The sequence below is a fragment of the Candidatus Zixiibacteriota bacterium genome, from assembly GCA_040752595.1.
Taxonomy (GTDB): Bacteria; Zixibacteria; MSB-5A5; order WJJR01; family WJJR01; genus JACQFV01.
Genome location: JBFMGX010000030.1, coordinates 1 through 25,546 on the forward strand (window position 1 = coordinate 1; position 25,546 = coordinate 25,546).

Genomic DNA, 25,546 nt, shown 5'->3' on the forward strand with positions numbered 1-25,546 from the left:
CTCATGCCAGCGTGCGTGGCAAAAACTGAATATCGCCGAAGGGAGCTGGTATGCTCGCAAGTCAGGACGCATTGAAGCGCATCGTCAGGTGCGTGGCTGTTTGCTTGGCCGTTTGCCTGCTCTCCGCCTGTGCCTTCCACACCGGCATCTGCGGCACAGACCCGAAAGGCAAGCTCACCTACTACATCGCCTCGATCCGCGAGAAGAAGATCCAGGGCAACTGGGGCGAACGCACCCAATGGGTCCAACGCCAAGAGACCGCCGACGGGCGTTGGGCGCTGGAGACAGTGGAGTTGGGGGGGAGTGACGAAGGACTTGCGGATGCCAAAGTGGTCGATTCCACGGGCTCCTCCGTGTGGGAGGGGCGTGTCGGGAGTGAGGCCCATCTGTCGCCACTCGCACCCGCATTCGCGGCAACGTCAAGTGAACTCGGCGGCCTCGAGATCTACAATCCAGAAGTCGGCCCCGGGCCGCTTTTCAGTGTGCCGCCCCCCGCAGAAGTGGCGATAAGTTTCTCTCGTGACGGTAGCGTTTTTGGGATCAGGACGGAAAGTGCCATCACGACGGTGTCCCTGCGAGGGGAAGCGCTGCATCGGATTGCCGTGCCAGAGTCGCTTCACACGCTGAGCATGGCTGTGGCGGATCATGGGCGGTACGTCGTGTTTGGAGGATGCGACCCGGGTGTCCCCGTTCGAGCGGCCTCGTCCACCCCCGCGCCGGATACAGGGGACTTTCCGTTCAAGGTCAAGCACATAGAACCAGTTACTCGGCCGGGAGATACCCTGCGTGGTATGTCGCAAGGATCAGGCGCGAGTGAACCACCACCTGACTACAGACCCATGGCGGTCACGTGGTCCAACCCACGCATCGTACTGCTGGATACAATAGGTGGAATCGTCGACCAAATCCCTCTGTCTGGCCGGGCCATGCCTCGCAGGGTAGCTCTGTCCGCGGGCAAGTCCCCCGATGTGGCCGCATTGGGCGATGACAATCTCTCGCTTTGGAGCTTGACGGGGAAGCCCATCTGGGAGGACTCCACGACCTTTAGCGGAGCTTCCTGGGTCAATGTGGCTGTGCTCTACGTTCTCCCCTCTCATCGCCTGTTGGCGGTCACACGGCGTACGGAGGGGGGCGCTACGCTGTCCGTGTGGGGAAGTGATGGCCTGCTGGAAAGCCAGTCCCCTCTACCTGAGGAAGTTGATGTCTCGAGAGGCTGCTCGCTCCTTCCGGGAGCCGACGAAACAACGGTCATATTGCAGACAGGAACAGAGGCCGTGACCTTGCGGCTGACAATGGCGCCGCGTTGACCACTTCAGGTCATGCACGCTGAAGGAGATTTCGGATATGACGATACCGGTTTGGCCTTGCCGTGTCCTCATCCCGTTGGCCTTTTGCGCCGTGGTCGTGGCGAAGAGCGAAGCAGGGGCCCCCGGAGTGACCAGCATGTGCACTCTGGACCCTTATGCCTGGTTCTACGAGCACAGGTGGCCAACCGAGGACCCTTTGCTGGACCACCTCGGATGTGGCATCACTCAGCCCGTTGTATCGGCGACCCACGGGGAATACCGCACCAACCACTTCCACGGCGGCGTCGACATCGCTGTTCCGGCCGACAGTCCTATATATTGCCCTATGCAGCCCGTCTTCATCGACGCAGTCGGCACTGATTGGATCCGCGTGAAAGTGCTTCCCACCGACGGCTCCATGGCTGTGTTCCGATTCGTTCATGTCGTCCCCGATCGTCGGCGGGTGGCTGGTGCGGCTCCCGCTCTCGTATGTGTTCGGGTATACGCTGGGATACGGCCTGGTGGGCGTTTGGTGGACGATGCTGGCCGACTGGGTGGTGCGCGGGGTCATGGTCTCGATCAAGTTCCGCTTCTTGCGGTTCCGATTGGCCGAACAGGTCTCTGTCCCACCGAAACCGGCATCGGGCTCTGACACGCGCGACCTCGCGGGATGAGTGCGCGGTCGACCGACACGCACCGATATGACTCGCCACCTCTCCTGCTGATTCTGGGTATCTGTTGTGCCACGGGTCTTCAGACCCGTGGGGTTCGTTTCACGCACGGCCTGTTTCGTGATGCAGGGGCGGTTCGTGAACGGCTCGACTGACTCGCCGGAGTCCCTCCGACAACTCGGTTCACAGTATTGAATTCCTCTTGACAACGGATCGGTCACCCGGCATTGTACGGCCGCGTGCGTGGCAAAAACTGAATATCGCCGAAGGGAGCGTGTATGCTCACAACTGAGGCCGGAAAGGCAGTTGCTATGAAAGGGGCCATGGTCGGGATTGCCGCCTGCCTGTTGACCGCCTGTGCCTTCCAAACCGGCATCTGCGGCACACACCCGAAAGGCAAGCTCACCTACTACATCGCGTCGATCCGCGAGAAGAAGATCCAGGGGAACTGGGGCGAGCGCGCCCAATGGGTCCAACGCCAGGAGACCGCCGACGGGCGTTGGGCGCTGGAGACGGTTGGCGTCAACGAAGAGAAGGCGGAAGACACCTATGACGCCAAGTTCCTGGATTCCTCGGGCGCCGTGATTTGGGAGGGGCGCTACAGCTATAGCGCCACTCTGTCTCCCGTGGCGCCGGCCTTCGCCACGTTCTATTGCGGAGGGCCGGGGCTGCAGATCTACAACATGGACGTCGGGCTCACGCCCGTCTTCACCGCTCCTGAGGCCGCACTTGGGGGTGTCCTCCTGTCGCGTGACGGGTCGGTTTTCGGCTTCACCGACGTGGCTGGTTTCGCATTGGTGTCGGTGCGAGGCGAACTGCTGGGCCACATAAGATTCCCAGATTCGTTTGCAGGCATCAGCATCGCAATCGCGGACAGCGGCCGATATGTCGCCTTCGGCGGCACAGATCCCTGGGTACCGGCTCCGGCTTCCGCAGTCCCCGTCCCCGCTGATTCGTTCCCCGCACCCCGCCGCTTGATGGTCCCCACAGGGCCGGATGGCCGCCCGATGCAGGACCGACGCGACTCCATTCCGAATCCCGTCCCGATGGTGTCGGCAGTTCCGATGACTTGGGCGAACTCTCGTGTCGTTGTCCTCGACCGGACGGGAAAGGTCGCGGGCACGATTCACCTTGGACGCTGGCTCCCATATTGCGTCACGTTTTCGAACGGTGATCCTCCCCTCGTGACGATCTCGCGTGGACGACGCATCTCAATGTGGGACTTCGCGGGCCACCGGATTTGGGAGGATTCCCTCACGCTGGAGAGGATGGGGTGCTGGTTAGGCGAGGGAATCAAGGTTACGGAAACGGGGTGCGCTATCGCTGTGATTGTGGGGCCAGAGGATGATGCGAACCTCCTTGTCTGGACCAAAGAGGGCGCTTTGCGGCCTCCGCTTGCGCTGCCAAGCCTGCCACGCCCCACCGGGGCATACGCCCTTGCGCCTGTGGCGCGTGATTCGAGCATCGTCATTCAAACAGAACACATGGCCATGACCGTTCGCGAGAGTTCGAGGGGGAATTGAATCTGCCGTGCCACACAGGGGTGCCATAATGCCGATTCCATGTCTGGGCAAGAGGCTCAAGTTCATCGCCCGTCTTGTGGCATTACTACTGACGTCGAATCGCACGGGGAACTCGGCCCCCACGGTCGTGTGCGTAGCCGATCCCAACCCCACCTACTACGTTACACATCGGTGGCCGACTGAGCAACCGTCAGGCACCATTGGATGCGGTTCCTTTCAGCCCATTGTCACGTCATTGCTTGGGGAGTTCAGGGAATCTCCTGACCACTTCCACGGAGGGGTGGACATTGCCTGGCCCGCAAATTGGCCGATCTACTCTCCGGTCCACGGCTCCAACGTCTACGTCGACGCCGTCTCCTCTGCCGATAACTGGCTACGCACGAAGATCCTGTTTCCCGACGGAACAATCGCGGTCTATCGATACGTACACATAATGAATATCCAGGTTTTCCCGAATGACCGGCTCGTGTGGAATCCAAGTGCTTCTGCGCCGTACTATGACGCATACGGGCAGCGATGCTTCCCTGTGCATCTTCCGATGTGTCGCGTCCAAGATCTCGCTCACGACCATCTCCACTTCGAGGAAATCTGGTACGACCTCTACTACAAGCAATGGTTCCGTGTGAATCCGTTGATGTCCCTCTGCCCATGGCAGGACAACGACAACCCCGTGATCGAGAGCATAGTGCCCTATGAGGAGTACGGCGTTCCGATCGAGACCGGTGGGGACGGTTCCTACGATTTCCCCTGGATCGTTCCCGGCAACTTTGACCTGCGCGTCCACGCGCATGACGTACTTCCGTCTTGGAGCGGTCACAAGGCCGGGATCCTGTGGATGACTCTGGATGTCAGAGACGAGTGGAGTTGGAATCCGGTCCTGTTGGACATCTTTGGCTTCTACTTCTTCTACCTCTCAGGTGAGCAAACGCACACTGAGAGCCAGAACGCAGCCGGGTTAAGCAACCTGTACGACGTCTACACATCCACCCAGTCCGATTACTACTATTGGGCAACCAACTACTTTCGTTGTGTGGACCCCGCAGCCGACTGGGCGATCATGGCCAGCGACCTCGATCTTGACAAGAAATACTCCATTACGATTGGGTGTTACGATTACGACGGAAACTCGACGACACGAACTGTCTGGGTCCAACGGTATTGGCAGTCATGGCCTGCGCCCGATTGCGGCGCCATCACTTCGAACTGTCAGGGTTACAGCATCGGAGACATCAACCTCAACCACGTCTGCTACGAAATCGGTGACTTCATCAAGCTCCAGAATTACCTCATCTACGGCCCCGGGGTGTTCAAGCCTGGCCTTGAGGACTGTGCACTCTCAAACTCAGACATCAACTGCGATGGCCAACCTGGAACCGCGGCCGACTTATGGTTCCTGCTGTCCATTGTCACTGGTGATGAATTGCCACCGGTAGGCCCGAAGCTCTCCCCCTACACCCACAGCGCGGAAGTCACATCCAAGGTCGAAAGCGACATGCTGCGCGTCTCCATCACCTCCCCCGTCGATCTCGGAGCGGCGCTGTTTGTCTTTCGTGGCGACAATCTCCCGACGCGCAAGCCGGTTCTCGCCGTCGGCAACGATGGGATGCAAATCCGCTCGGCGGTTCATGATGGCGAATTCCGCGTCCTGATCTCTCCCAACATCGTCCGTCCCGGCACGATCGCCGCCGGAACGCACGAAGTCTTCACTGTTCCGCTCACCGGCACGCAGGAGTTGAAGTTGACTGAAGTTCAACTGTCCGACACCCATGGTGCGACGGTGTCGGCCAATCTCCCCGGCGTCGCGCCACCCAAAGACTTTGCCGTCCTCCAGAATTACCCGAACCCCTTCAATGCTGGGACCGTGATTCCCCTCGACCTGAAACAGCCATCGGACTGGTCGGTGGTGATCTACAATGTCCTCGGGCAGGCGGTGCGTGCGCTCTCCGGCATCGGCGATCCCGGACGGGTCAACGTCACTTGGGATGGCCGCGACCGTAATGGGATCGCGGTTCCCTCCGGCGTCTACTTCTACCGCGCCAGCGTCGGCGACTATGCCGCCGCCCGCGAGATGGTTGTGCTCCGATAGGCCGGGTCCTGCCTGCAACCTCGACAGTCCAGCATGAAACCGCTTGACAGCCCGGTGAAATGCTGCAATTTGGGTTTGTTGTGCCTGCCGTTGTGCAGTCTTGGTCGTGTTGAACAGAGTTCGCAAGCCGGGCAATCTCGCGGGGATTTGTGATCCCCAAGTGTTCCGTATGGTCGCACTTTAAAGCCGCAGGAGACTTCTGGCAAGGAGTAACGGACCGGGAGGGCTCTCGCCGGCCCCGGCAGGACCCCAAAACGGAGGTGTCGATGACCGATCGGATTCGCGCTGTGTTGGGTATTCCCTGAAGTCCGTGGGTTGAGTCCCATCTCCGCACACGCGGGGCATGGGGAGAAGGTGTTTATCCAGACCTATCGAAGGAGCCCTTACCGTGCCAAGAAACCTCTTTGGTTCACGCCTCTTCGCCGCCGTTGTCGTGTTGGTGGCGGCCTCGGCGCTGTTGTGGGTCGGTTGCTCGACCGATCAGTCCTCGATCACCGCCCCCACCGATAACATCACCCTGCTCAAGCTGCGTCCGGATCAGGAGTTGAACATCGTCCGCGCGGTCGGCATTCAGAACAAACACACCGACCGGCTTCTGGATCTGGACGGTGTGGTCGCCACCGCGGTCGGAATCGGAACCGATGGCAACCTGGCGGTGAAGGTCTACACCAAACACGCCGGTGTGTCCGGAATCCCGTCCACGCTCGACGGCCTCCCGGTCGAAATCGAGGAATCCGGCGAATTCCGCGCCTTCGCCCTGACCGGGCGCTATCGTCCGGTCCCAATCGGCGTCTCGACCGGCAACGCCAACGAGTGCGTGGCCGGAACCATCGGCTGCGTGGTGTACAAGGGCGGCCAGAAGTACATGTTGAGCAACAACCATGTCCTAGCACGCGAGAATGCGGCGTCGATCGGGGAGGACATTTACCAGCCCGGCCGCTACGATGCCAAGCCGATCTGCACCAACAAGCCCGCCGACAAGGTCGCCGACCTCTCCGATTTCGAGCCGATCAAGTTCGGCGGCGCCAACAACACCATGGATGCGGCCATCGCGCTCTACTCCATCTCCGATGTGACCTGCGCAACCCCGTCGGCGTACTATGGCTTCCCCAGCGCGACCGTCGTTTCACCCACAGTCGGCCTGGCGATCAAGAAAGTCGGCCGCACGACCTCGCTGACCTCCGGAACGATCACCGCGATCAACTGGACGGGAAATGTCGGATATTCCGGCGGCACCGCCAAGTTCGTGGGCCAGTTTGTGACCTCAAAGAAGATGTCCAAATCGGGCGACTCCGGCTCGTTGGTTGTGACCAGCTCGGGGAACAACCCGGTGGGTCTCCTGTTTGCCGGGACCAGAGACGGAACCAGCATCTGCTCCCCGATCGGCCCGATCCTGCAGCGCTTCAATGCCACGATCTGCAGCAATTGAGCCGACCGCCCCGAACTCCGAGAAGCGGGAATTCGACCGGATTCCCGCTTTTCTATTGGAGATCACCGTGGTAATCTGACCATGACAAACACGGAGGATCGGCCGACATGGGCTCAGTCCGAATCTACCTGCTGATGTTGACTGTGGGCTGTATCTTGGCGATGATGGGGAGGTGTGTCCCCGAAGAAAGCGAACGCGCCCAGACCGCCATGCCCAAGCCGACCATTGAGGAAGTCCTAGCGCAGCACGCCGATGTCTGGCTGACACTTCCCGGCGTGGTCGGCACGGCCATGGGCGCGCAGGACGATCAATCGTGCATCATGATCTACATGGCGCAGCGCAACGACAGCACGCAGCAGAAGATTGTCTCTGAGGCCTCCGGGTATCCCGTCGTCTTCGAAGTCTCCGGTGAATTCAAAGCCCTGGACAGCCGCTGACCAAGGTGACACCTGTGTGCTCGTGGCCCATCGTCGGGCGTAACACGCCATCCGACAGACAGTTGCGGCGATCGAGCGACTGTGGGGATCGGGCGTCAAAGTGATAAGAACAGCTGTCTTTGCGCGCGGTATTAGATAGTAGCTTGAGTATATTCGTAGCTTCTGTGGGGCGCTCGCACAAGTGAGCGTCCCGACTTCATGAATGACGAACCGGCGAAATCCGATCTGTCACGATTGCGAATCCGTCGTGATGATCCGACGACTCCACAGACAGCCCCTGCGCGCCGTGGACGATCGCGGTGGCTCTGGTTGATCATCCTCGCGGCCGCCGTGGCTGTCGTGGCCGTGTTCTGGGTCACGCGCCGATCGGCCGTCGAGGTTCAGACGACGACGGTCTCGCGCCTGGCTCCGGCATCGGCTCAATCGCTTCTCACGGCGACCGGATATGTGGTGGCTCAGCGCAAGGCCGCCGTGGCCTCCAAGGGGACCGGGCGGCTGGAGCGGCTCAATGTAGTCGAGGGGGACCAGGTCAAGGCCGGTCAGGTCATCGCACAGTTGGAAGCAACGGATGTGACCGCCTCGCTGGCGGCGGCACGCGCCGGAGTCAATGAAGCCCGGGCCAATCTCGAACAGGCGCAGGCGGTCGAACACGAGGCCAGACTGAACTTCGAACGCGTCCAAGAGCTGTACACAAAGAACCTGGTGGCGCAGTCGGACTTCGACAATGCACAGGCGCGGTTCGAGACCGCCAAAGCCGGAGTCGCCGCCGCGCAGGCCGCGATAGCATCCGCGCAGGCCGCGGCCGATTATGCGGCGGTGCAGGTTGAGAACACGTACATCCGCGCGCCCTTCGATGGCACTGTGCTGTCGAAGCACGCCGACGTCGGCGAAGTGGTCGCGCCCTTCGCCTCATCGGCGTCCTCGCGCGGGGCGGTTGTCACCCTCGCGGACATGACGTCGTTGCAGGTGGAGGCCGACGTCTCGGAGTCGAACATTCGACAAATCACCCTCGGGCAACCCTGCTTGATCACGCTCGATGCCCTCCCCGCCGAGCCGTACCGGGGACGGGTGGAGAAGATCGTCCCGACTGCCGACCGCTCCAAGGCGACCGTGCTGACGAAGATCGCCTTTGATCAGATCGACGGGCGCGTATTGCCGGAGATGAGCGCCAAGGTGAATTTCCTGCCCGCCCGTTCTTCCGCTGAGGAGGTGTCGACGACCACGGTGCTGGCCGTACCCCGGGCCGCCGTCGTTCAGCGGGGAAACCGTTCGGTTGTGTTCACAGTCCGCGGCGGGCAGGCCTTTGCGGCGGCGGTTGAGACAGGGCAAATGTTCGGGGGCACGCTGGAAATCAGAAGCGGCGTGAACGCCGGGGATGTTATCGTGGCGACCGTCCCGGAGAAGCTGCAGGACGGTGATCGGGTGACAATCAAACAGTGAGGCGGGGATAGGCGGATATGGCTGAGCCCATTGTCGAGGTCAAAGACGTACGCAAGAGTTACTATCGAGACAAAGTCGAAGTCCCGGTCCTGACCCAGTTGTCACTGACCGTGCCCGAAGGGGAATTCGTCGCTCTGATGGGTCCCTCCGGATCGGGAAAGACCACGCTGCTCAACCTGATCGCCGGAATCGACCGGCCCGATGACGGCCAAATCGTCGTCGCCGGCACCGATCTGTCACAATTGAACGAATCACAGATGGCCAAGTGGCGCGCCCGGCACATCGGTTTTGTCTTCCAGTTCTACAACCTTCTGCCGGTGTTGACCGCCTTCGGCAATGTCGAACTGCCGTTGCTTCTCACCAAGCTCTCCTCTGCGGAGCGGCGGGCGCATGTGGAGACCGCGCTTGAGATGGTCGGATTGAGGGACCGCATGCAGCACTATCCCCGTCAACTGTCGGGTGGACAGGAGCAGCGTGTGGCGATCGCGCGGGCGATTGTGACCGATCCCACCGTCGTGGTCGCCGACGAACCAACCGGCGATCTGGACAAACAGTCGGCCGCCGAGGTGCTCGACTTGCTGGTGCGGCTCAATGCCGAGTACAAGAAGACGATCCTGATGGTGACGCACGATCCCAGAGCGGCGGAACGCGCCCATGTGCAGCGCCACCTGGACAAAGGCGAATTGGTGTAGGCGACACCATGCATGTACTCCGGCTGATCTACAAGAACGCCCTGCGCCACAAGCTGCGCACGGCCCTGACCGTCTTGGGCATTGCCATCGCGATCATGGCGTTCGGATTACTGCGTGCGGTGATTGGGGCCTGGTACGCCGGTGTGGCGCAGGCCGCGCCCGATCGTTTGATCTGCCGCAGCCGCATCTCGATCACCTTCGATCTCCCGGTGGCACAGAAGCCCAAGATCGAACGCATCCCCGGGGTCGCGGCCGTGACCTCCGGGAGTTGGTTCGGCGGGATCTACAAGGATCCCAAGAATTTCTTCGCACAGATTGCGCTCGAAAGCGTGGAGTCTTTCCGGTTCTACCCCGAGTTCATCGTCGATTCCGCGGCCTTGGCGGCCTTCGCCTCCGAGCGCAATGCCGTCATCGTCGGCGAGGCGACGATGAAACGCTTCGGCTGGAAGATCGGCGACGTTATCCGCCTGCAGGGGATGATCTATCCCGGCGACTGGGACTTTGTCATCCGCGGCATCTATACGGGGCGCAATCCCTCCACCGACGTCTCCCAGTTTCTGTTAAACTGGAACTGCATTGACCAACGCATGCAGCAAGAATGGCCGGCGCGCGCCGGGCGGGTCGGTTGGTGGGTGATCAAGATCAGTGATCCCTCCCGCGCGGCGGCGATCTCCGCGGCGGTCGACCGCGAGTTTGACAACTCCCCCGACGAGACTCTCACCGAGACCGAGGCCGCCTTCCAGCAAAGTTACGTCGCCATGGCCGGCACGATTGTCTTCTCGCTGAAGGTGATCTCCTTCCTCGTGATCGGCATCATCCTGCTGGTGGCCGCCAACACCATGGCCATGACGGCGCGGGAGCGGATCGCCGAATACGCCGTGCTCAAGACCCTCGGCTTTCGCTCCGGACACCTCCTGGGGTTGATCGCCGGCGAATCGCTTCTGATGTCGGTGCTCGGGGCCGCTCTTGGCATCGTGATTCTGTTCCCGGTCGTCGGCGGCGTCGGGGCCGCCCTGCAGGCGTGGTTCCCGGCGTTCTTGGTGGACCCACAGACTTACCCGATGGCTGCGGTGATCGCGCTTCTGGTCGGTGGCCTGGCCGCGGCGTTCCCGGCCTGGCGGGCGATCAGCGTCTCAATTGTCAACGGCCTGCGCCGGATTGGATGACGGGTGATCTCATGGGACTGATTCTCGGATATACACTGCGCAATCTCGCCGTCCGCAAGCTGACGACGACACTGACTGTTTCCGGGCTGAGCTTGGTCGTATTCGTCTTTGCGGCGGTGATGATGCTGGCCCATGGCTTGGAGAAGACGTTGGTGGCAACCGGTTCGGCGGACAACGCCATCGTCGTGCGCGCCGCGGCCAGCACCGAGACCGTTTCGTTGCTCTCACGGGAGCAGGGGGCGATCGTCAAGACCCAGCCAGAGATTCTGCTGGGGGGCGATGGCGCGCCGGTCGCCGCCGGCGAAATCGTTGTGCTCATCAACATCGACAAGCGTAAGAACGGCGAGCCGGCCAATGTCGTCATTCGCGGAACCGTGCCCGCTGCCTTTCCGTTGCGTCCCAACGTGAAGCTCACGTCCGGCCGCATGTTCACGCCGGGGACCTCGGAGGTGATCGCCGGCAGCGCCGTCGCCGCCAATTTCCGCGGTTGCGGACTGGGTGAGCATGTGACCTTTGCCGGTCGTGAGTGGAATGTGGTGGGTACGTTCGACGCCGGCGGGGCCGGGTTTGATTCGGAGCTCTGGGGCGATGTCGAGCAGGTGCAGCAGTCGTTCCGTCGGCCGATTCTCTCGTCGATGACCGTGAAACTGCGCGATCCCGCCGAATTCCAGAAGTTCAAGGAGCGATTGGAGAGCGATCCGCGTCTGACCATCGATGTCAAGCGGGAGCTCGACTACTATGCCGATCAGTCGCGCGCCACGGCGACCTTCATCCGGGTCATCGGGACCGTGATCTCGATCATTTTCGCCTTCGGCGCCATGGTCGGCGCCATGATCACGATGTACGCCACGGTCGCCAACCGCACGGTGGAGATCGGCACCTTGCGCGCCATCGGCTTCTCCCGCCGGGCCGTGATGCTGGTCTTCCTCATCGAGTCGCTCTGGCTGTCGTTGATCGGCGCCGGCATCGGCCTGGTGGCCGCCTCCCTGATGTCGCTCGTGCGAATCTCGACCACCAATTGGGATACACTCTCCGAGCTCGCATTCGGTTTTGCCGTTTCCCCGCAGATTATCCTGGGGTCGCTGATCTTCGCCGTTGCCATGGGTCTCTGCGGCGGTTTCCTCCCCGCTGTACGCGCCGCCCGCGCCAACATCGTCGAATCACTGCGCGCGGCGTAGCGAGCATGCCCATCGAGGACAGATGATAGGGTGGGTGCTTTGCACCCACCATCAGGGGGCTGAAAGCCCCCTGTCCGCGGTCGACTCAGGTCGATGCGGAGAACCCGCGTGCACACCTATTTGTTGACGAGGGCGTACCAGACTGAAAATAGAGAAAGCACTGCGCCGATGAATCCAACCAGAATGCCCCCCCACGATAAGACGAGATTGCGCTGGTCACGATACCTGTCCAACTTGTGACCATAGATGCTGTCGAGGAGACGCATGTTCTGAAACATGCGGTCAATCCAACTGCGGAACTCGGCGGTGATGTGCAGGGTGACCGAAGGACCATCGTTCTCGGGGGGTATCTTCAGTTTGGGATCGATACAGAACATTCTCGCGTCCTGATCCCAGTCGGCCCATTCCTGTTCCATCGACTTCAACTCCGGACCGAGCTGCCTTAGTACTTTGGGGACGCGCCAGATGCACACCTTCGGTATCTCCAATTGCAGAACGCGGCGGTTCAGATCCTCCCATTTCTCTGCAAGTGCGTCCCGGCGGCGTGCCAGCTCAACGAGGTCCGGATTATCTTCCTGCCGAACTGGCCAGCGATATTCTCGCATTCTCATGGTTGCCACCCTACTTTCTCACCGCCGCCAGCCATGATTCAACCGCGGCCCGCTCACGCGGGATCGCCGCCGAAAGGACGCGGTTGCCCTCGGGTGTCACGAGGACATCGTCCTCGATGCGCACCCCGATCTTCCGGTCGGGAAGGTAGATCCCCGGCTCGACGGCGATCACCATCCCCGGTGCCAACGGCAGCGCTTCATCGGCGGCATCATGGACCTCCAGGCCGAGATGGTGCGCCGTGAAGTGGATCATCTGGTCGACATATCCCGATTGGCGAATCACCGCGCGTGCGGTCGAGTCGATCTGGCGCAGGGTCACACCCGGCCGGACCGCGGCGATGGCCGCAGTCTGGGCCGCCAGAACGATGTCGTACAACGCCGCCTGCTCCGGCGTAAAGAAACCATCGACCGGTACAGTCCGTGTGATGTCAGAGCAATAGTGGTCCCACTCGGCGCCGCAGTCGATCAGGAGCAGGTCCCCGGCGGCCAGCACGCGTTCCCGTTTACCGTAGTGCACGATGGCGGCATCGGGACCGGTGCCGATGATCGGCTCAAAAGCCAGATGCTCCACGCCGCGACGCTTGAGCGACTCCTCCAACACGCCATCGAGCGCCAACTCAGTTGTGCCGGGATGGACCGCCGCCAGCTCGTCGGTGATCCCCTGATGCGTCAGCGCGATCGCCTTCTCGATGGCGGCGATCTCCGCGTCGGACTTGATCATGCGCATGCGCTCCACGAACCGCGATGAGTTCGTGATCTCCGTTCCGGGAATGCGCGCGGCCACTTGGCTGTACATCTCCAGGTCGGGCGGAATCGGGTCGGAGGTGCGGACCAATGAAGAGATCAGATGGAGTCGCGGCGACTGCTTCATCCGGGCCAGCACGATTCCATCGAGCCGGTCAACGCGACGGATACGATCGAAGCTCCAGGCAACCTGGAGCGACTCAGTGAGCGCCGGACGCTCTCCGGTCCACTGTTCCGACTCGGGATCGCGCGGTCTCAGAAGCAGGATCTCATCCTCCGGCGTACCGGGCTGCAGCACCAGTATGGCACCCGGTTCATCCCGGCCGGTCAGGTACCAGAAGTTGCCGACGGCACGGTATCCATCCGCCGTCATCTCTCCTTGGGAGCAGAGGACCGCCAGGCCGTCCTTCAGGGAATCGAGGAGCGCGAGGCGGCGCTGATGGAACGTCTCGCTGCCGATGACGGCAGGGGCGGGAGGATTCGGCGTCTGCCCCATCACGGGGCCCGCAACAAACACCACGGCAAGTGCCACACAGATTGATGCGATGCCGATCGTCAGTCTTCTGCGTCTTCCGTACCTCACAGTGTCCCTCCCATCCCGGCGCTTGCCAACCGGCGCCGCAAACGCGCAAGACCGATGATGGTGGGGAAGACTGCCGGCGGCAATGAGGAAATTGCGGAGAATCGCTTTCACCGCACGCGAGAGCATGCGGTCGGGTGCCACGAGTTCACTCGGTTGCTGAGGCGACCTCAGTCGGGACGGATCCGCTGCAGGGCCGGCCAGCGGATGAGGCGCGTTTCGAACGGCTGTGTCATGCGTACATGAGAGGGCAGCACCCGCAGCGAGTAGCCATGGCGGCCGCTGCGCGGGCAGGTCGTGCTGCCGGTAAAGACCCAGCGTCCGTCACCGGCCGGACGGCGTTCCGCCAACGGAATGGCGACCGCCCCGCCGATCTCATCCTGGGCGTCGAGCAGACCGATGAAGAGCTGCACCTGCACGTCCTCCGGTGAGAGCGCCCCCAAGGCGACGGTCGCCGAGACGGTGACCGGCTTGCCGACCGTCGTGCGACCATGGTCGGGAGACTCGACGGCGACGATCATCACCCTGTCCCAGTTCTGCCGGATCTTCTCTTTCCAGGAGCAGTACGCGCGCAACGCCTCGCGGTCGGCCGCCAGCGCTTCGTACTCCTCGATCGCCGGCAGATAGAACCGTTCGGTGTACTCGCGCACCATGCGGTTGGCGTTGAACTGCGGGCACAACCGCCGCATCGAGTTCTTCATGCGGGCAATCCAGGCACGCGGCAGGTGATCGGGACCGCGGTCATAGAACAGCGGAATGACTTCCTCTTCGAGCAGATGATAGAGCGCATTGGCCTCCACCTCGTCCTGCAGGGCGCTGTCGGAGTACATCTCACCCGAGCCGATCGCCCAGCCGCAGTCACGGTGGTAGGCCTCATCCCACCAGCCATCGAGGATGCTGGCGTTGAGGCCGCCATTGAACACGGCCTTCATGCCGCTGGTGCCGCAGGCCTCCAAGGGGCGGCGCGGCGTGTTCAACCACACGTCGACCCCCTGAACCAGATTGCGCGCCAACGAGAGATCGTAGTCCTCCAGAAAGACAATGTGCCGGCGCAACTCCGGGTGCCGCGAGAAGTGGACGATCTCCTTGATCAACTCCTTGCCCTGATGGTCGCGTGGGTGGGCCTTCCCGGCGATGATGATCTGCACCGGTCGGTCATTACCGGTCACGAGACGTTTGAGGCGTTCCCGATCGCGGAACAGGAGGGTCGCGCGCTTGTAGGTCGCGAAGCGGCGCGCGAAGCCGATCGTCAGGGCATCGGGCTGAAGCGCCTCGCGGGCGGCCTGGATTTCATGGTCCAAGGCGCCGCGCCGCTCCAGTTGACGAACCAGTCGACGGCGGGCAAAGGCCACCATACGCTCGCGACGGCGCTCATGCGTGCGCCAGAGCTCCTCATCGGGAATCCGGTCGATGTTCCGCCAGATGGTCTGATCGGCCGGCTGCGAGGCCCATGCCGGACCGAGATAGCGATCGTAGAGCTCCGACATCTCCAAGGAAATCCAAGAGCGCGTGTGGATGCCATTGGTCACCGACCCGATCGGGATTTCATCCATCGGCAACTCCGGCCACCCTCTCTGCCACAGGCGGCGCGACACCTGCCCGTGCAACTGGGAAACGCCGTTGGCGCGATAGGAAAGATTGACGGCCAGTGCGAACATATTGAACGGCGAATCACGATCTTCGGGACGCAGTCGGCCGAAGGACATGAAGGTCGGCCAGTCAATGCCGATCCCGGCGGCGAAGTCATTGAAGTATGTGCGCACCAGCGGCTCGGGGAATTCATCGATCCCCGCGGGTACCGCGGTGTGCGTCGTGAAGATCGTGCTCTTCCGCACCAGCTCGACCGCCTCGCACGTCGTCATGCCGTGGTCGCGCATGAGCATGCGCACGCGTTCGAGCGCCGAGAAGGCACTGTGCCCCTCATTGAGATGACAGACCAGCGATTCCCACCCCAGCGTCGCCAGGGCCCGCACGCCGCCCATGCCGAGGACGATCTCCTGCTGGATGCGACGCTCGCTGTCGCCGCCGTACAACTCGGCGGTGATCATCCGGTCATCGCTGGCATTCTCGGGGACGTTGCAGTCCATGAGGAATAACCGCGTTCGCCCCACCGTCACTTCCCACACCTGGGCCAGCACGCGGCGTCCGGGAAACTCTACCGCCACCTTGAGGGCACGGCCGTCATGGCCAATCAGCGGACGCAACGGCAGATTGTAAAAGTCATTGTCCGGATAGGTTTCCTGCTGCCAGCCATCGGCGTTCAGGTATTGCTGGAAGTATCCCTTCTGATAGAGCAGCCCGACACCGACCAGGGGAATCCCCAGCTCGCTGGCGGCCTTGAGATGATCACCGGCCAGAACTCCCAGTCCGCCCGAGTAGATCGGCAAACACTCCGTGAGCCCGAATTCCGCCGAGAAGTAGGCGACACGTGGTCGATCGGTCTTCCCATGAGTCTTATCGTACCATGTGGTCTGATGGCGGTACTCCCGCAGCCGCGTGGCGATGCGGTCAATCTGGGCCAGGAGCCCCTCGTCGGCGGCGATCGCCTCGAGGCGCTCCTGCTGGATCGTACCCAGCATCAACACCGGATTGTGTCCGGTCGACTCCCACAGATCAGGATCGAGACGGCGGAGCAACTGGATCGCCTCCGGGTGCCAGCACCAGCGCAGGTTGTAGGCAATCTCCAGGAGCGCCGAAAGACGCTCCGGCAGTTCCGGTTGAACGTCGATGGCAGACAGTGCTTTCATCGCTGGTGACTCCCGCGGCGCCGACGACTACAGCAAAGTCGTCAGGAACTCATTATGCAGCGGATTGAACGGGCGCTTGTTGCTGACGACGTCGGCGAGCGGTACTTCCACCACGCGATCATTGCCCCAGCCGACCATGATCCCCGTTCGGCCGGCCAACAGCGCCTCCACAGCGGAGACGCCCAGTGCCGTGGCCAGAAACCGGTCCGCCGCCGTGGGCCGTCCGCCGCGCTGCGTGTGACCGAGGATGCAGACCCATGACTTCAGGCCTGCCCGTTCCTCCAGTTCCTTCTGAAGCTGCAATGCCCCGCCGCAGTCATCCCCCTCCGCCACCACCATCAGATTCGTGCGCTTGCCGGACGCGAAGCCGTCGCGGATCTCCCGGATGAGAACGTCGAAATCGGTGGTGATCTCCGGCACGAGGACCGATTCCGCCCCACCGGCGACTCCCGCCATCAGGGCGATGTCGCCGCAGTGGCGACCCATCACCTCGACGATGAAGACGCGTTCCATCGCCGAGGCGGTGTCGCGGATCCGGTCGATGGCATCCAGCGCGGTGTTGACGGCGGTGTCGTAGCCGATGGTCGCCTCGGTGCCGTAGATGTCGCGGTCGATCGTCCCGGGAAGGCCGACGATGGGGAACCCGGTTTCAACATGCAATGCCTGCGCCCCGGACAGCGTGCCGTTGCCGCCGATGGCGATCAGCCCTTCCAGGCCGCGGCTCCGCAGGTGTTTCAGGGCGGTCTGGCGCCCGTCGGGTGTCAGAAACGCCTCGCACCGCGACGACACCAGGATGCTGCCGCCGGTCTGGATGATGTTCGAGACCGAGCGATGGTCCATGCGCACCATGTCGTCATCGATGATACCCTGGTAACCCCGGACGATGCCGAACACCTCAACGCCGGACTTGATCGCGGTGCGGACGACGGCGCGAAGCGCGGCATTCATGCCGGGGGCGTCGCCGCCGGAGGTCAGTACGCCGATGCGATTCATCGTTGGTATCGTCTCCTACGCGTGCGGCCCGGCATTGATCACATCGTCACCGACGGCCTCGTGATACTGAACGAAGTTGTCGCGAAACCGGCGCGCCAGCTCCCGGGCGGCGGTATCGTATCCGGCCTTGTCGGTCCACGTCGCACGGGGATCGAGGATTTCGCCGCGCACGCCCGGGCATGACTCCGGCACCGCCACGCCAAAGATCGGGTGCCGAACGGTGGGCACGTTGTCCAATTGCCCACTCAGGGCCGCCCGGACCAGGGCGCGCGTGTCGGCGATGGCGATGCGCTTGCCGACCCCATACGGTCCGCCGCTCCAGCCGGTATTGACCAGCCAGACATTCACCTTGTGATGGCGGATCTTCTCGGCAAAGAGCTTCGCGTACTCCGTCGGGTGCAGCGCCAGAAACGGCGCGCCGAAACAGGCCGAGAATGTCGCCTGCGGCTCCTTGCCGACTCCGCTCTCGGTGGCGCCGAGCTTGGCCGTGTATCCCGACAGGAAGTAGTACATCGCCTGCGCCGGATCGAGTCGGGAGATCGGCGGCAGCACGCCGAAGGCATCGGCCGACAACATGATGATCTGTGTGGGATGTCCCCCAAGGCCATCGCGAACGGCGCGCGCCACATGCGTGATCGGATAGGCCGCGCGCGTGTTCTCCGTCAGAGTGTCGTCGTCGAGATCCAACCGCCGCGTGTCGGCGTCGATCGCGACGTTCTCCAAGATCGTCCCGAAACGGCGCGTGCAGGCGTAGATGTCCGGCTCGGCCTGCGGCGACAGCCGGATCACCTTGGCGTAGCATCCGCCTTCGAAATTGAACACGCCGCTGTCGGACCAGCCATGCTCGTCGTCGCCGACCAGGAGCCGATCGGGATCGGCGGAGAGCGTCGTCTTCCCCGTGCCCGACAACCCAAAGAATAGGGCCACGTCGCCGCCGGAGCCGACATTGGCGGAACAGTGCATCGAGAGGACGTTCTTGGACGGCAAGAGGAAGTTGAGCGCCGTAAAGATCGACTTCTTGATCTCCCCGGCGTAGCTGGTGCCGCCGATCAGGACCAATCGACGGCCCAGATGCAGGATGATGAAGGTCTCGGAGACCGTTCCGTCGAGCTCCGGGAGGGCATGGAAACTGGGAACATGGATGATCGTGAAGTCCGGGTGAAAACCAGCCAGCGACTCGCGGTCGGGCCGAATGAACATTGTGCGGGCAAACAAATTGTGCCACGCCGTCTCGTTGATCACGCGGACACCGATGCGATGGGACAGATCGGCCCCCGCGTACAGATCCTGAATGTACAGGTCGTTCCCTTGAAGATAGGCGCAAATGCGCGCAAAGAGCGCGTCGAACCGGGCCGGCTCAAACCGCTGGGTGGCCTGACCCCACCAGACCCGATCGCGAGCAACATCGTCCGTGACAATGAATTTGTCGTGTGCGGATCGGCCGGTGTGGTGCCCCGTCCGCACGACCAGCGGGCCCAGGTGGGCCAGTATCCCCTCGCGGCGCCGGATCACCTGCTCGTAGAGCGCCGGTGTTGTCAGGTTGGCAAAGACCTGCCCGACATTGTGAAGACCGAGAGTCCGCAAATCAGCAAGCAAATGATCCATCGTTGCGCGTCCCTTCACCGGATAGGTCGCAGCGACCTCGCCTTTGGCCCGTTCGTAAGCTCTGGCAGGTGAGGTCGGTGCGACTGTCGAATCTACAGCGCCTTTAAGCGATGTGTCCACCGGATAGTCAGTCGATCTGTAACTGAATGTCGTACTTCCCATTGTCCCTCCTGCGCTGCCGATCTGGCGCGGCGAAGCCCGTTATCCTGTTATTCCTATATCGACCGTGCCGGAGGGAAGAACACCGGTCTTGGGGCGTGTTGAAGAACCCCACTGAAAGCGCTCTCTCACGCAAGGCGATTGCTACGTCGCTCGCGCAGCTCACGGAGCGGGCTTTACTCCTCACAACAACACAAGACCTGTCAGGAACTTGCTCTGTCTTTGCGAGGAGGTCGTCCGCCGGTGGCGGAATACCCCGCCAGAGGCGGACAAGCGACGAAGCAACCGCCCTGCGTGGGTCGGCTGCTTCAGCAGACCCCGTGGGGCGAGTTTGGACCGGTGTCCCGCTCGGTGGGGAGGATTGCTCCTCGTTGCCGGGTATTACCGCTTGTCGAGCGGATCGGTGGGCGGAATCGGCCCCACAAGACGCGCCACCGGATACCAGCCGATCTGTGTCTCAGCAAAGCGCGTGCGCCGGTAGAAGAAACTCCGACGCGCCCAAGGGCTGCGGGCAAACGCGGTGTCGGATGCCAACCGCGTCTCAAACGCGGCACGAAGGTCGGCGTCGTGGGCCAGCATGCTGTCGGCCAGAGGATCGATCACGTAGTCCTCGATGTACTCCTTCTGCTCGAAGATGGAGTTCCAGAATCCCCATGCCACCAGGGCATCGGAGCCCTGCGGTTCCAGCAGGTGCACGGCGACTTTCGCAGCCGGCTGACGGAGACCCACCACGATCGTCCCGGCGGGAAACGTGGCGACCGTATCGTGCCTGGTCGTGCGGTACGTCACAGAGAACCGGCTCTCGTACGGCTCCCGGCCCCATTTCGCGCTGTCGAGATAGTACATCTGGACCGCGCCGGTCCAGGGCACACGAAGCGTATCGAGGTGAACACCATGCAGACGCAAGCGCGCGACCGGCTCCATCCATTCCCGGGGGATCAGATAGGCGCGCGGCGGCGCCACCTGCAGGCGGGGGACATTGGTCCCGAAGAAGGGGATACGCGTGGTGACCGGCCGCGCATGATCCCAGATCGGGTAGTATTCCCCGGACGCGGCGCTCTGGGCGGAATCGACCGCGTAGCCGTAGAAATCGATCATCGTCGAGTCGCCATTGGACTGAAAGCGGAAGGGAATGGAATCGGTCACGCCATCGGCCATCGCGGCGTCGGCCTGCGCGATGGCCTGCTTCAGTGACGTTGCATTCTGACTGATGTTCTCCAGCACCGCCACGAGAAACGTATGGTTGCCCAAGACGCGTTCCCGATAGGGCGCCAGTGAGTGGGTCTCGACCAACAGTCCGGGACGATTCCAGAGCGCCGTGTACCCCGTCGAGAAACGCGGACTTTCGACATATGACATGACCCCGGCCGACAGAGGCCCACGGAAGAACGCATACGGGAATATCTTGATCCCCGCCGCCGCGGTCCGCGCCGTCACATCCGGATCGAACGTCTCACGGGTCCAACGGCGCAGCGACGGCGCCGCATTGGGATGCCAGGGCATCGTGTATTGGATCAAATACTGCCAGTCGCCGCCGTCGCTGACATGGTCATCGATGAAGAAATCGGGCATCCACTCGCGCCACAGGCGCAACCACGCCTGCATCTCGGGGGCATCGGCCTTCATGTAGTCGCGATTGAGATTCAACCACTGGGCCGTCGTACGAAATCCGGCGTTCTCCGGCCCGTCCTGATTGGCGCGGGTGTCCCGGGCGTTGATCTCATGGCCGTCGACGTTGAAGATCGGAATGATCAGCAGAATCGTCGAATCGAGAAGCGACGCGCGGGACTTGGTGATGCAGATGTCGCGCAAGAGAGCCATACAGGCATCCTTGCCGTCGATCTCGCCGGAATGGATACCGTTCTGGATCAGCACAATCACCTTGCCCGTCGTCCTGGCCGCCGTCGGGGTGAACGCGCCCTCGCGCGAAACGACCACGCAATGGAGATCGCGACCCTGCGGGCTTTGGCCAAAGACCGTCACCTTGACCCAGGGCGAGGCGGCTTCCAGACGGCGCACGTAGTCGACGGTCTCGTCATAGGATGCAGTGAGGCGGTAGCCGCTCTGCTCGGCGACCGTCGTGAAGTCGGCGTCAGCCGTCCACCCGTATGATCCTAAACACAGGATCGATGCGAGGAACGTGACGACCATGATCGTCCCCCGCGACCTATCGTGTCTTGTAGAAGGAACGGAACGTCTCTTTCTGGTCCCCTCACTCCAGCCCTGTCCCCAGACGGGAGAGAGGAGTTTAACCTCTCCCTCCGGGAGAGGTCGATTCGGCCGGAGGCCGAATCGGGTGAGGGAGTTCCTCCGCCGAGATCGAACCCCTCGGAGCGTGGACAGCCCCGTTGCATTCGAAACGCCAGAAGCAATGACACCGAACGGACGTCTCATCATCGACTCTCCCGGTGGTGGCTGCAATGAGCTGCACGAATCCGCTCTCATACGGTCGGCCCCTACGCCTGGCACCAACGCGCGTTAGGTGGCACGCACCAGCCCGCTGGGACCGCAGCCCAGCGGGCTAGTGCGTGGCACACCGGCCGCGCGCAGAATGTCAATCAAGACATCGTCCGGTCAACGTTTTTCCGGCGGCACCGACGGCGCCGGCGGCAGCTTCTTCGGCGCCTCGTTCATCTTCTTCAACAGCTCGGCTACGGCACGGTCGATCTGCGCATCTTTCCCCTTCATGATGTCTTCCGGGAGGTTGTCAACCTCGATGTCGGGCTCGACGCCGTGATTCTCGATCACCCAGCGGCCTTGCAGGTCGAAATCGGCGAACTCCGGCGTGGTGACAAAGCCGCCGTCGATCATCGGCCGATGGCCGCGGATGCCGACCACGCCGCCCCATGTTCGCTTGCCGATGAGCGGGCCGAGTTGGTAGTGCTTGAAGTAGGACGGGAAGATGTCGCCGTCCGAGACCGACTCCTCATTGATCAAACAGGCGAGGTAGCCGTGGAAGACGACATCCGGATATGTGCCGGGTTCGTAGTTGCGCGAGTTGTTCATGCCTCCGAGCACTCGACGCAGCCGTTCGATGACCAACTGCGAGACGAAGCCGCCGCCGTTCCAGCGCACGTCGATGATCATCCCTTCCTTGCGGATCTGGGAGTAGTAGGTGCTCGTGAACTGCTGCAAGCCGCTGCCGCCCATGTCGGGAATGTGCACATAGGCAATGCGCCCATTGGATACCGAATCCACATAGTGGCGGCGACCCTCGACCCAATCGTAGTAGCGCAGTTCGCTTTCGTTGTTGATCGTCTTGACGTCGGCCGTCCAACTCCCCTGCCCATCCGGTGTCTTCGCCAAAGTCAGAGTCACGGTTTCGCCGGCGGTGTGCTCCAACAGACGGTAGGGGTTGTCGGATGCTCTCAGGGGGGCACCGTTGATGGCCAGGACATAGTCGCCGTTGGCGGCCGTGATCCCCGGTTCGGTCAGCGGTGACCGACGGTCGTCGCGCCAGTTCTGCCCGACCAGGATGCGGCCGATGCGGAACTTCCCGGCCGCGCTGTCGATGACCCAGTTGACTCCCAACAAGCCGACCTTGTCGCCTTCGGGACGCGGTTGCTCGCCGCCGCCCACGTAGGTGTGGGAGCAGGCCAACTCGCCGATCATCTCGCCGATGACATACGTCAGATCGTAGCGGTGGGCGACGTGATCGACCAAAGGCGCATAGCGGTCGTGCATCCTCTTCCAGTCGACCCCGTGCATCAGCGAGTCATAGAAGAAGTCGCGCTCCAGCCGCCAGCACTCCTCGAAGATCTGGTGCCACTGCACCTGGGGATCGACCCGCGCCTCCATGTGGCCGAGATCGAGGACGTTGTCGCCTGTCTTCGCCTTCTCGCCTGAGGCATCGATGATCTCGTAGGTCTTCCCCTTCTGATAGAGCATCTTGGTGCCGTCGTATGACAGATTGTACCCGTCGGCCTCATCGAGGAACGTGTGGTCCTCGCGCTTCTCCATGTCGAAGACGTGCAGACTCTGTTTGGTGCGCTCGATCGGCCCGGCCAGCCCGCCCATCGGCGAGGAGAAGTAATACACACGACCCTTGGCGGCGGCCAGACCGTTGTATTGGCCGGATTCAATCGGGAATTTGACCTGCCGGTCCATGATGCCGTCGAAATCGATCGTGACGGTGACCTCCGCCTTCGTCTCTTCTTTCGTCTCCTTCTTCTCAGCCTTCTTGGCCCCGGCCGCCTCTTCCTTCTTCGCCTCAACCTCGTCACTCTGCGGCGCAAACGGCGACGGGTCTTTGGCCGACAGGACGATGGCGTAGATTTCTGTCATCTTGTCAAGGAGGTAGTTGAACTCATAGTTTCCCACAATGGGATTGAAGTCGCGCAGGGAGAGGAAGTACAGGTACTTGCCGCCCGGGTCAAAGACCGCCCGAAAATCCTCAAAACGCCCGTTGGTGACGACACGCGACTTGTTCTCCGCCAGCGAGTAGATGTAGATCTGATTCAGATACGCCTCGTTGTTCTTGGCGTAGGCGATCCACTTGGAGTCGGGCGACCAGGAGAAGTGGCGAATGTCGCCGCGACGGCTGCGATCGATCACCGTCTGCTTCTTCGTGGTGATGTCGATCCAACGGATAACGCCGCTTTTGTCCGACCAGGCCAGCTTCTTGGAATCGGGCGACCAATAGAGGCCATATTTGTAGCGGTCGCCGTCGGTAGTCAGCCGCTGGGGCGGGTCTTTTGCCAACGGGTCCAAGAGGTAGATCTCGTCCTGGCCCGAGGCGTCGGACACATAGGCGATCCACTTCCCGTCGGGGGAGAACACCGAGTACTTCTCGTGGGCATTGGAGGTGTTGGTGAGGTCGCGCGTGTTGCCATGTTTGGCGGGAACTGTGAAGATCTCGCCGCGCGCGCCAAAGAGCGCCCGCTTGCCGTCGGGTGAGATCGCGAAGTCCTGGACGTCGTCGCCGCAGGGGACAAACTCCGGCCGGGCCAAGACGGCATCCGAACCCAACTGCACGCTCACCTTGCGGGGCGTGCCGTTGGGCAAGTCGAGAATATAGAGATAGCCGCCGTTCTCAAAGACGATCGCGCCCGGACCCATCGCCGGCCAACGGACGTCGTATTCGGTGAAGTTGGTCACCGGCGTGGTCGACTTCGTTTGGGGATCGTAGACATAGAGATTGAGGGTGCCCGTGCGATCGGAATTGAAGTAGATCTTCCCGGAGGCGCCATCCCACATCGGCAGATTGTCGGTCCCGATCCAATCGGTGATCTTTTCCGACCGGGCATTGACCAGATCATAGATCCACACATCCTGCGCCATCCCGCCCTTGTAGCGCTTCCAGGTGCGGAAGTCGCGATAGATCGGGCAGTAGGCAATCCGTTTGCCGTCGGCCGAAAACGAGGCGAAACCGCCGCGCGGCAACGGCAACGGCTGCGGGTACCCGCCCTCCGGGCTGACCAGATAGAGGTTGCCGTCCCAGATATCGTGCGTCTCTTCCCGCGAGCGGTAAAGTACGTTCTTGCCATCCGGCGTCCAGTCCATGACCACGCTCTCCGGCCCCATGCGTTCGGTCGATTTCTGGATGGCGGGATGGTAGGTGAGACGCTTGGGTTCGCCCCCTGATACCGGCATGACAAAAACATTCTGATCGCCATCATACTGGCCGGTAAAGGCGATCTTCTGCCCGTCGGGCGAGAACCGGGGGAAGAGCTCCAGCCCCTCCGAGGCGGTCAGACGACGGGCCTGCCCACCGGAGGTCGAGACGATCCACAGGTCACCGGCATAGACAAAGACGATCTGATCCTTGCTGATGTCGGGGAACCGCAGGAGCCGCGCGTCATCGGCCCACACGGCCGTGGCGGCGATGATCAGAAGCGCAGCGAGGAGCAACGCGAACGCTGTACGCATAACACCTCCTGAACATGAAACGCGCCGCGGCCGGAATCGGCAGGACTCCGCTGCCGGTGGGCGCAATGCTGGCCAATCTAACGATCCCGATGGGAGTATGGTTGCCTTTTTTGCGAAGGATAGAGGAGTCAACGTCACTTGATTCCCGCCCGCCACATGTAGGGGCGAGGCGTCGCCTCGCCCTTGGTTCCGTCGAGGGAGGGCGACCCGACGGATCGCCTTACGCCTCGATGATCGCAAGGTCTTGTAGGGTGGGTGCCCCGCACCCACCGTCTGACATCTGAAGGGAGAGGGGTGGGGGGACAGCCCCCCCCCCCCCGCGCAGACGGCA

Annotated in this window: 16 protein-coding genes; 9 read left to right on the forward strand and 7 right to left on the reverse strand. The window is 62.3% G+C overall.

Annotation, left to right across the window (positions count from 1 at the left end):
* Nucleotides 1-1,726 precede the first annotated feature (1,726 nt).
* The 9 genes from AB1792_08160 to AB1792_08200 all read left to right on the forward strand — a co-directional run bounded on the left by AB1792_08160 (nt 1,727) and on the right by AB1792_08200 (nt 11,908).
* A complete protein-coding gene (locus AB1792_08160; GenBank protein MEW5702186.1) occupies nt 1,727-1,960 on the forward strand; it encodes a hypothetical protein in 234 nt (77 codons plus the stop codon).
* A 275-nt stretch (nt 1,961-2,235) separates the two neighbouring features.
* Nucleotides 2,236-3,480, forward strand: a complete 1,245-nt coding sequence (locus AB1792_08165) for a hypothetical protein (protein MEW5702187.1) — start codon at nt 2,236-2,238, stop codon at nt 3,478-3,480.
* Between the two features lie 28 nt (nt 3,481-3,508).
* Entirely contained in the window at nt 3,509-5,566 is a 2,058-nt protein-coding gene (locus AB1792_08170; GenBank protein MEW5702188.1) for a T9SS type A sorting domain-containing protein, read from the forward strand.
* Between the two features lie 388 nt (nt 5,567-5,954).
* The gene (locus AB1792_08175; GenBank protein ID MEW5702189.1) at nt 5,955-6,995 is read left to right on the forward strand and encodes a hypothetical protein; all 1,041 of its coding nucleotides are present in this window, start codon (nt 5,955-5,957) and stop codon (nt 6,993-6,995) included.
* Between the two features lie 107 nt (nt 6,996-7,102).
* A complete protein-coding gene (locus tag AB1792_08180) occupies nt 7,103-7,432 on the forward strand; it encodes a hypothetical protein (protein MEW5702190.1) in 330 nt (109 codons plus the stop codon).
* 198 nt (nt 7,433-7,630) lie between these two features.
* Entirely contained in the window at nt 7,631-8,872 is a 1,242-nt protein-coding gene (locus AB1792_08185) for an efflux RND transporter periplasmic adaptor subunit (protein MEW5702191.1), read from the forward strand.
* 17 nt (nt 8,873-8,889) lie between these two features.
* Nucleotides 8,890-9,564 (forward strand): ABC transporter ATP-binding protein, encoded by a 675-nt coding sequence (locus tag AB1792_08190; GenBank protein MEW5702192.1) that lies wholly within the window; start codon nt 8,890-8,892, stop codon nt 9,562-9,564.
* 8 nt (nt 9,565-9,572) lie between these two features.
* Entirely contained in the window at nt 9,573-10,730 is a 1,158-nt protein-coding gene (locus AB1792_08195; GenBank protein ID MEW5702193.1) for an FtsX-like permease family protein, read from the forward strand.
* Nucleotides 10,731-10,741: 11 nt separating this feature from the next.
* On the forward strand, nt 10,742-11,908 hold the full coding sequence (locus AB1792_08200; protein ID MEW5702194.1) for an ABC transporter permease: 1,167 nt from the start codon (nt 10,742-10,744) through the stop codon (nt 11,906-11,908).
* 116 nt (nt 11,909-12,024) lie between these two features.
* Here the strand turns inward: AB1792_08200 and AB1792_08205 are convergent, their stop codons facing one another.
* The 7 genes from AB1792_08205 to AB1792_08235 all read right to left on the reverse strand — a co-directional run bounded on the left by AB1792_08205 (nt 12,025) and on the right by AB1792_08235 (nt 25,215).
* On the reverse strand, nt 12,025-12,519 hold the full coding sequence (locus tag AB1792_08205) for a hypothetical protein (GenBank protein MEW5702195.1): 495 nt from the start codon (nt 12,517-12,519) through the stop codon (nt 12,025-12,027).
* A gap of 10 nt (nt 12,520-12,529) precedes the next feature.
* Nucleotides 12,530-13,846, reverse strand: coding sequence for a Xaa-Pro peptidase family protein (locus AB1792_08210; GenBank protein MEW5702196.1), 1,317 nt, complete (start codon nt 13,844-13,846; stop codon nt 12,530-12,532).
* A gap of 167 nt (nt 13,847-14,013) precedes the next feature.
* Nucleotides 14,014-16,590 carry an alpha-glucan family phosphorylase gene (gene glgP / locus AB1792_08215; GenBank protein MEW5702197.1) on the reverse strand — a complete coding sequence of 859 codons (2,577 nt, stop codon included), beginning with the start codon at nt 16,588-16,590 and terminating at the stop codon, nt 14,014-14,016.
* A 27-nt stretch (nt 16,591-16,617) separates the two neighbouring features.
* Entirely contained in the window at nt 16,618-17,583 is a 966-nt protein-coding gene (pfkA, locus tag AB1792_08220; GenBank protein MEW5702198.1) for a 6-phosphofructokinase, read from the reverse strand.
* A 15-nt stretch (nt 17,584-17,598) separates the two neighbouring features.
* Nucleotides 17,599-19,188, reverse strand: coding sequence for a phosphoenolpyruvate carboxykinase (ATP) (gene pckA, locus AB1792_08225; GenBank protein ID MEW5702199.1), 1,590 nt, complete (start codon nt 19,186-19,188; stop codon nt 17,599-17,601).
* A gap of 540 nt (nt 19,189-19,728) precedes the next feature.
* Nucleotides 19,729-21,498: a M14 family metallopeptidase gene (locus tag AB1792_08230; protein ID MEW5702200.1), complete on the reverse strand. Its 1,770-nt coding sequence runs from the start codon at nt 21,496-21,498 to the stop codon at nt 19,729-19,731.
* Between the two features lie 423 nt (nt 21,499-21,921).
* Nucleotides 21,922-25,215 (reverse strand): S41 family peptidase, encoded by a 3,294-nt coding sequence (locus AB1792_08235; protein ID MEW5702201.1) that lies wholly within the window; start codon nt 25,213-25,215, stop codon nt 21,922-21,924.
* Nucleotides 25,216-25,546 lie beyond the last annotated feature (331 nt).

Excerpts from the sequence above, each read along its gene's own strand:
- AB1792_08160 (MEW5702186.1), top strand. The coding sequence starts at position 1,727 with ATGTCGTCCCCGATCGTCGGCGGGTGGCTGGTGCGGCTCCCGCTCTCG.
- AB1792_08165 (MEW5702187.1), top strand. The coding sequence starts at position 2,236 with ATGCTCACAACTGAGGCCGGAAAGGCAGTTGCTATGAAAGGGGCCATG.
- AB1792_08170 (MEW5702188.1), top strand. The coding sequence starts at position 3,509 with ATGCCGATTCCATGTCTGGGCAAGAGGCTCAAGTTCATCGCCCGTCTT.
- AB1792_08180 (MEW5702190.1), top strand. The coding sequence starts at position 7,103 with ATGGGCTCAGTCCGAATCTACCTGCTGATGTTGACTGTGGGCTGTATC.
- AB1792_08185 (MEW5702191.1), top strand. The coding sequence starts at position 7,631 with ATGAATGACGAACCGGCGAAATCCGATCTGTCACGATTGCGAATCCGT.
- AB1792_08190 (MEW5702192.1), top strand. The coding sequence starts at position 8,890 with ATGGCTGAGCCCATTGTCGAGGTCAAAGACGTACGCAAGAGTTACTAT.
- AB1792_08195 (MEW5702193.1), top strand. The coding sequence starts at position 9,573 with ATGCATGTACTCCGGCTGATCTACAAGAACGCCCTGCGCCACAAGCTG.
- AB1792_08200 (MEW5702194.1), top strand. The coding sequence starts at position 10,742 with ATGGGACTGATTCTCGGATATACACTGCGCAATCTCGCCGTCCGCAAG.
- AB1792_08205 (MEW5702195.1), bottom strand. The coding sequence starts at position 12,519 with ATGAGAATGCGAGAATATCGCTGGCCAGTTCGGCAGGAAGATAATCCG.
- glgP (MEW5702197.1), bottom strand. The coding sequence starts at position 16,590 with ATGAAAGCACTGTCTGCCATCGACGTTCAACCGGAACTGCCGGAGCGT.
- pfkA (MEW5702198.1), bottom strand. The coding sequence starts at position 17,583 with ATGAATCGCATCGGCGTACTGACCTCCGGCGGCGACGCCCCCGGCATG.
- pckA (MEW5702199.1), bottom strand. The coding sequence starts at position 19,188 with ATGGATCATTTGCTTGCTGATTTGCGGACTCTCGGTCTTCACAATGTC.
- AB1792_08230 (MEW5702200.1), bottom strand. The coding sequence starts at position 21,498 with ATGGTCGTCACGTTCCTCGCATCGATCCTGTGTTTAGGATCATACGGG.
- AB1792_08235 (MEW5702201.1), bottom strand. The coding sequence starts at position 25,215 with ATGCGTACAGCGTTCGCGTTGCTCCTCGCTGCGCTTCTGATCATCGCC.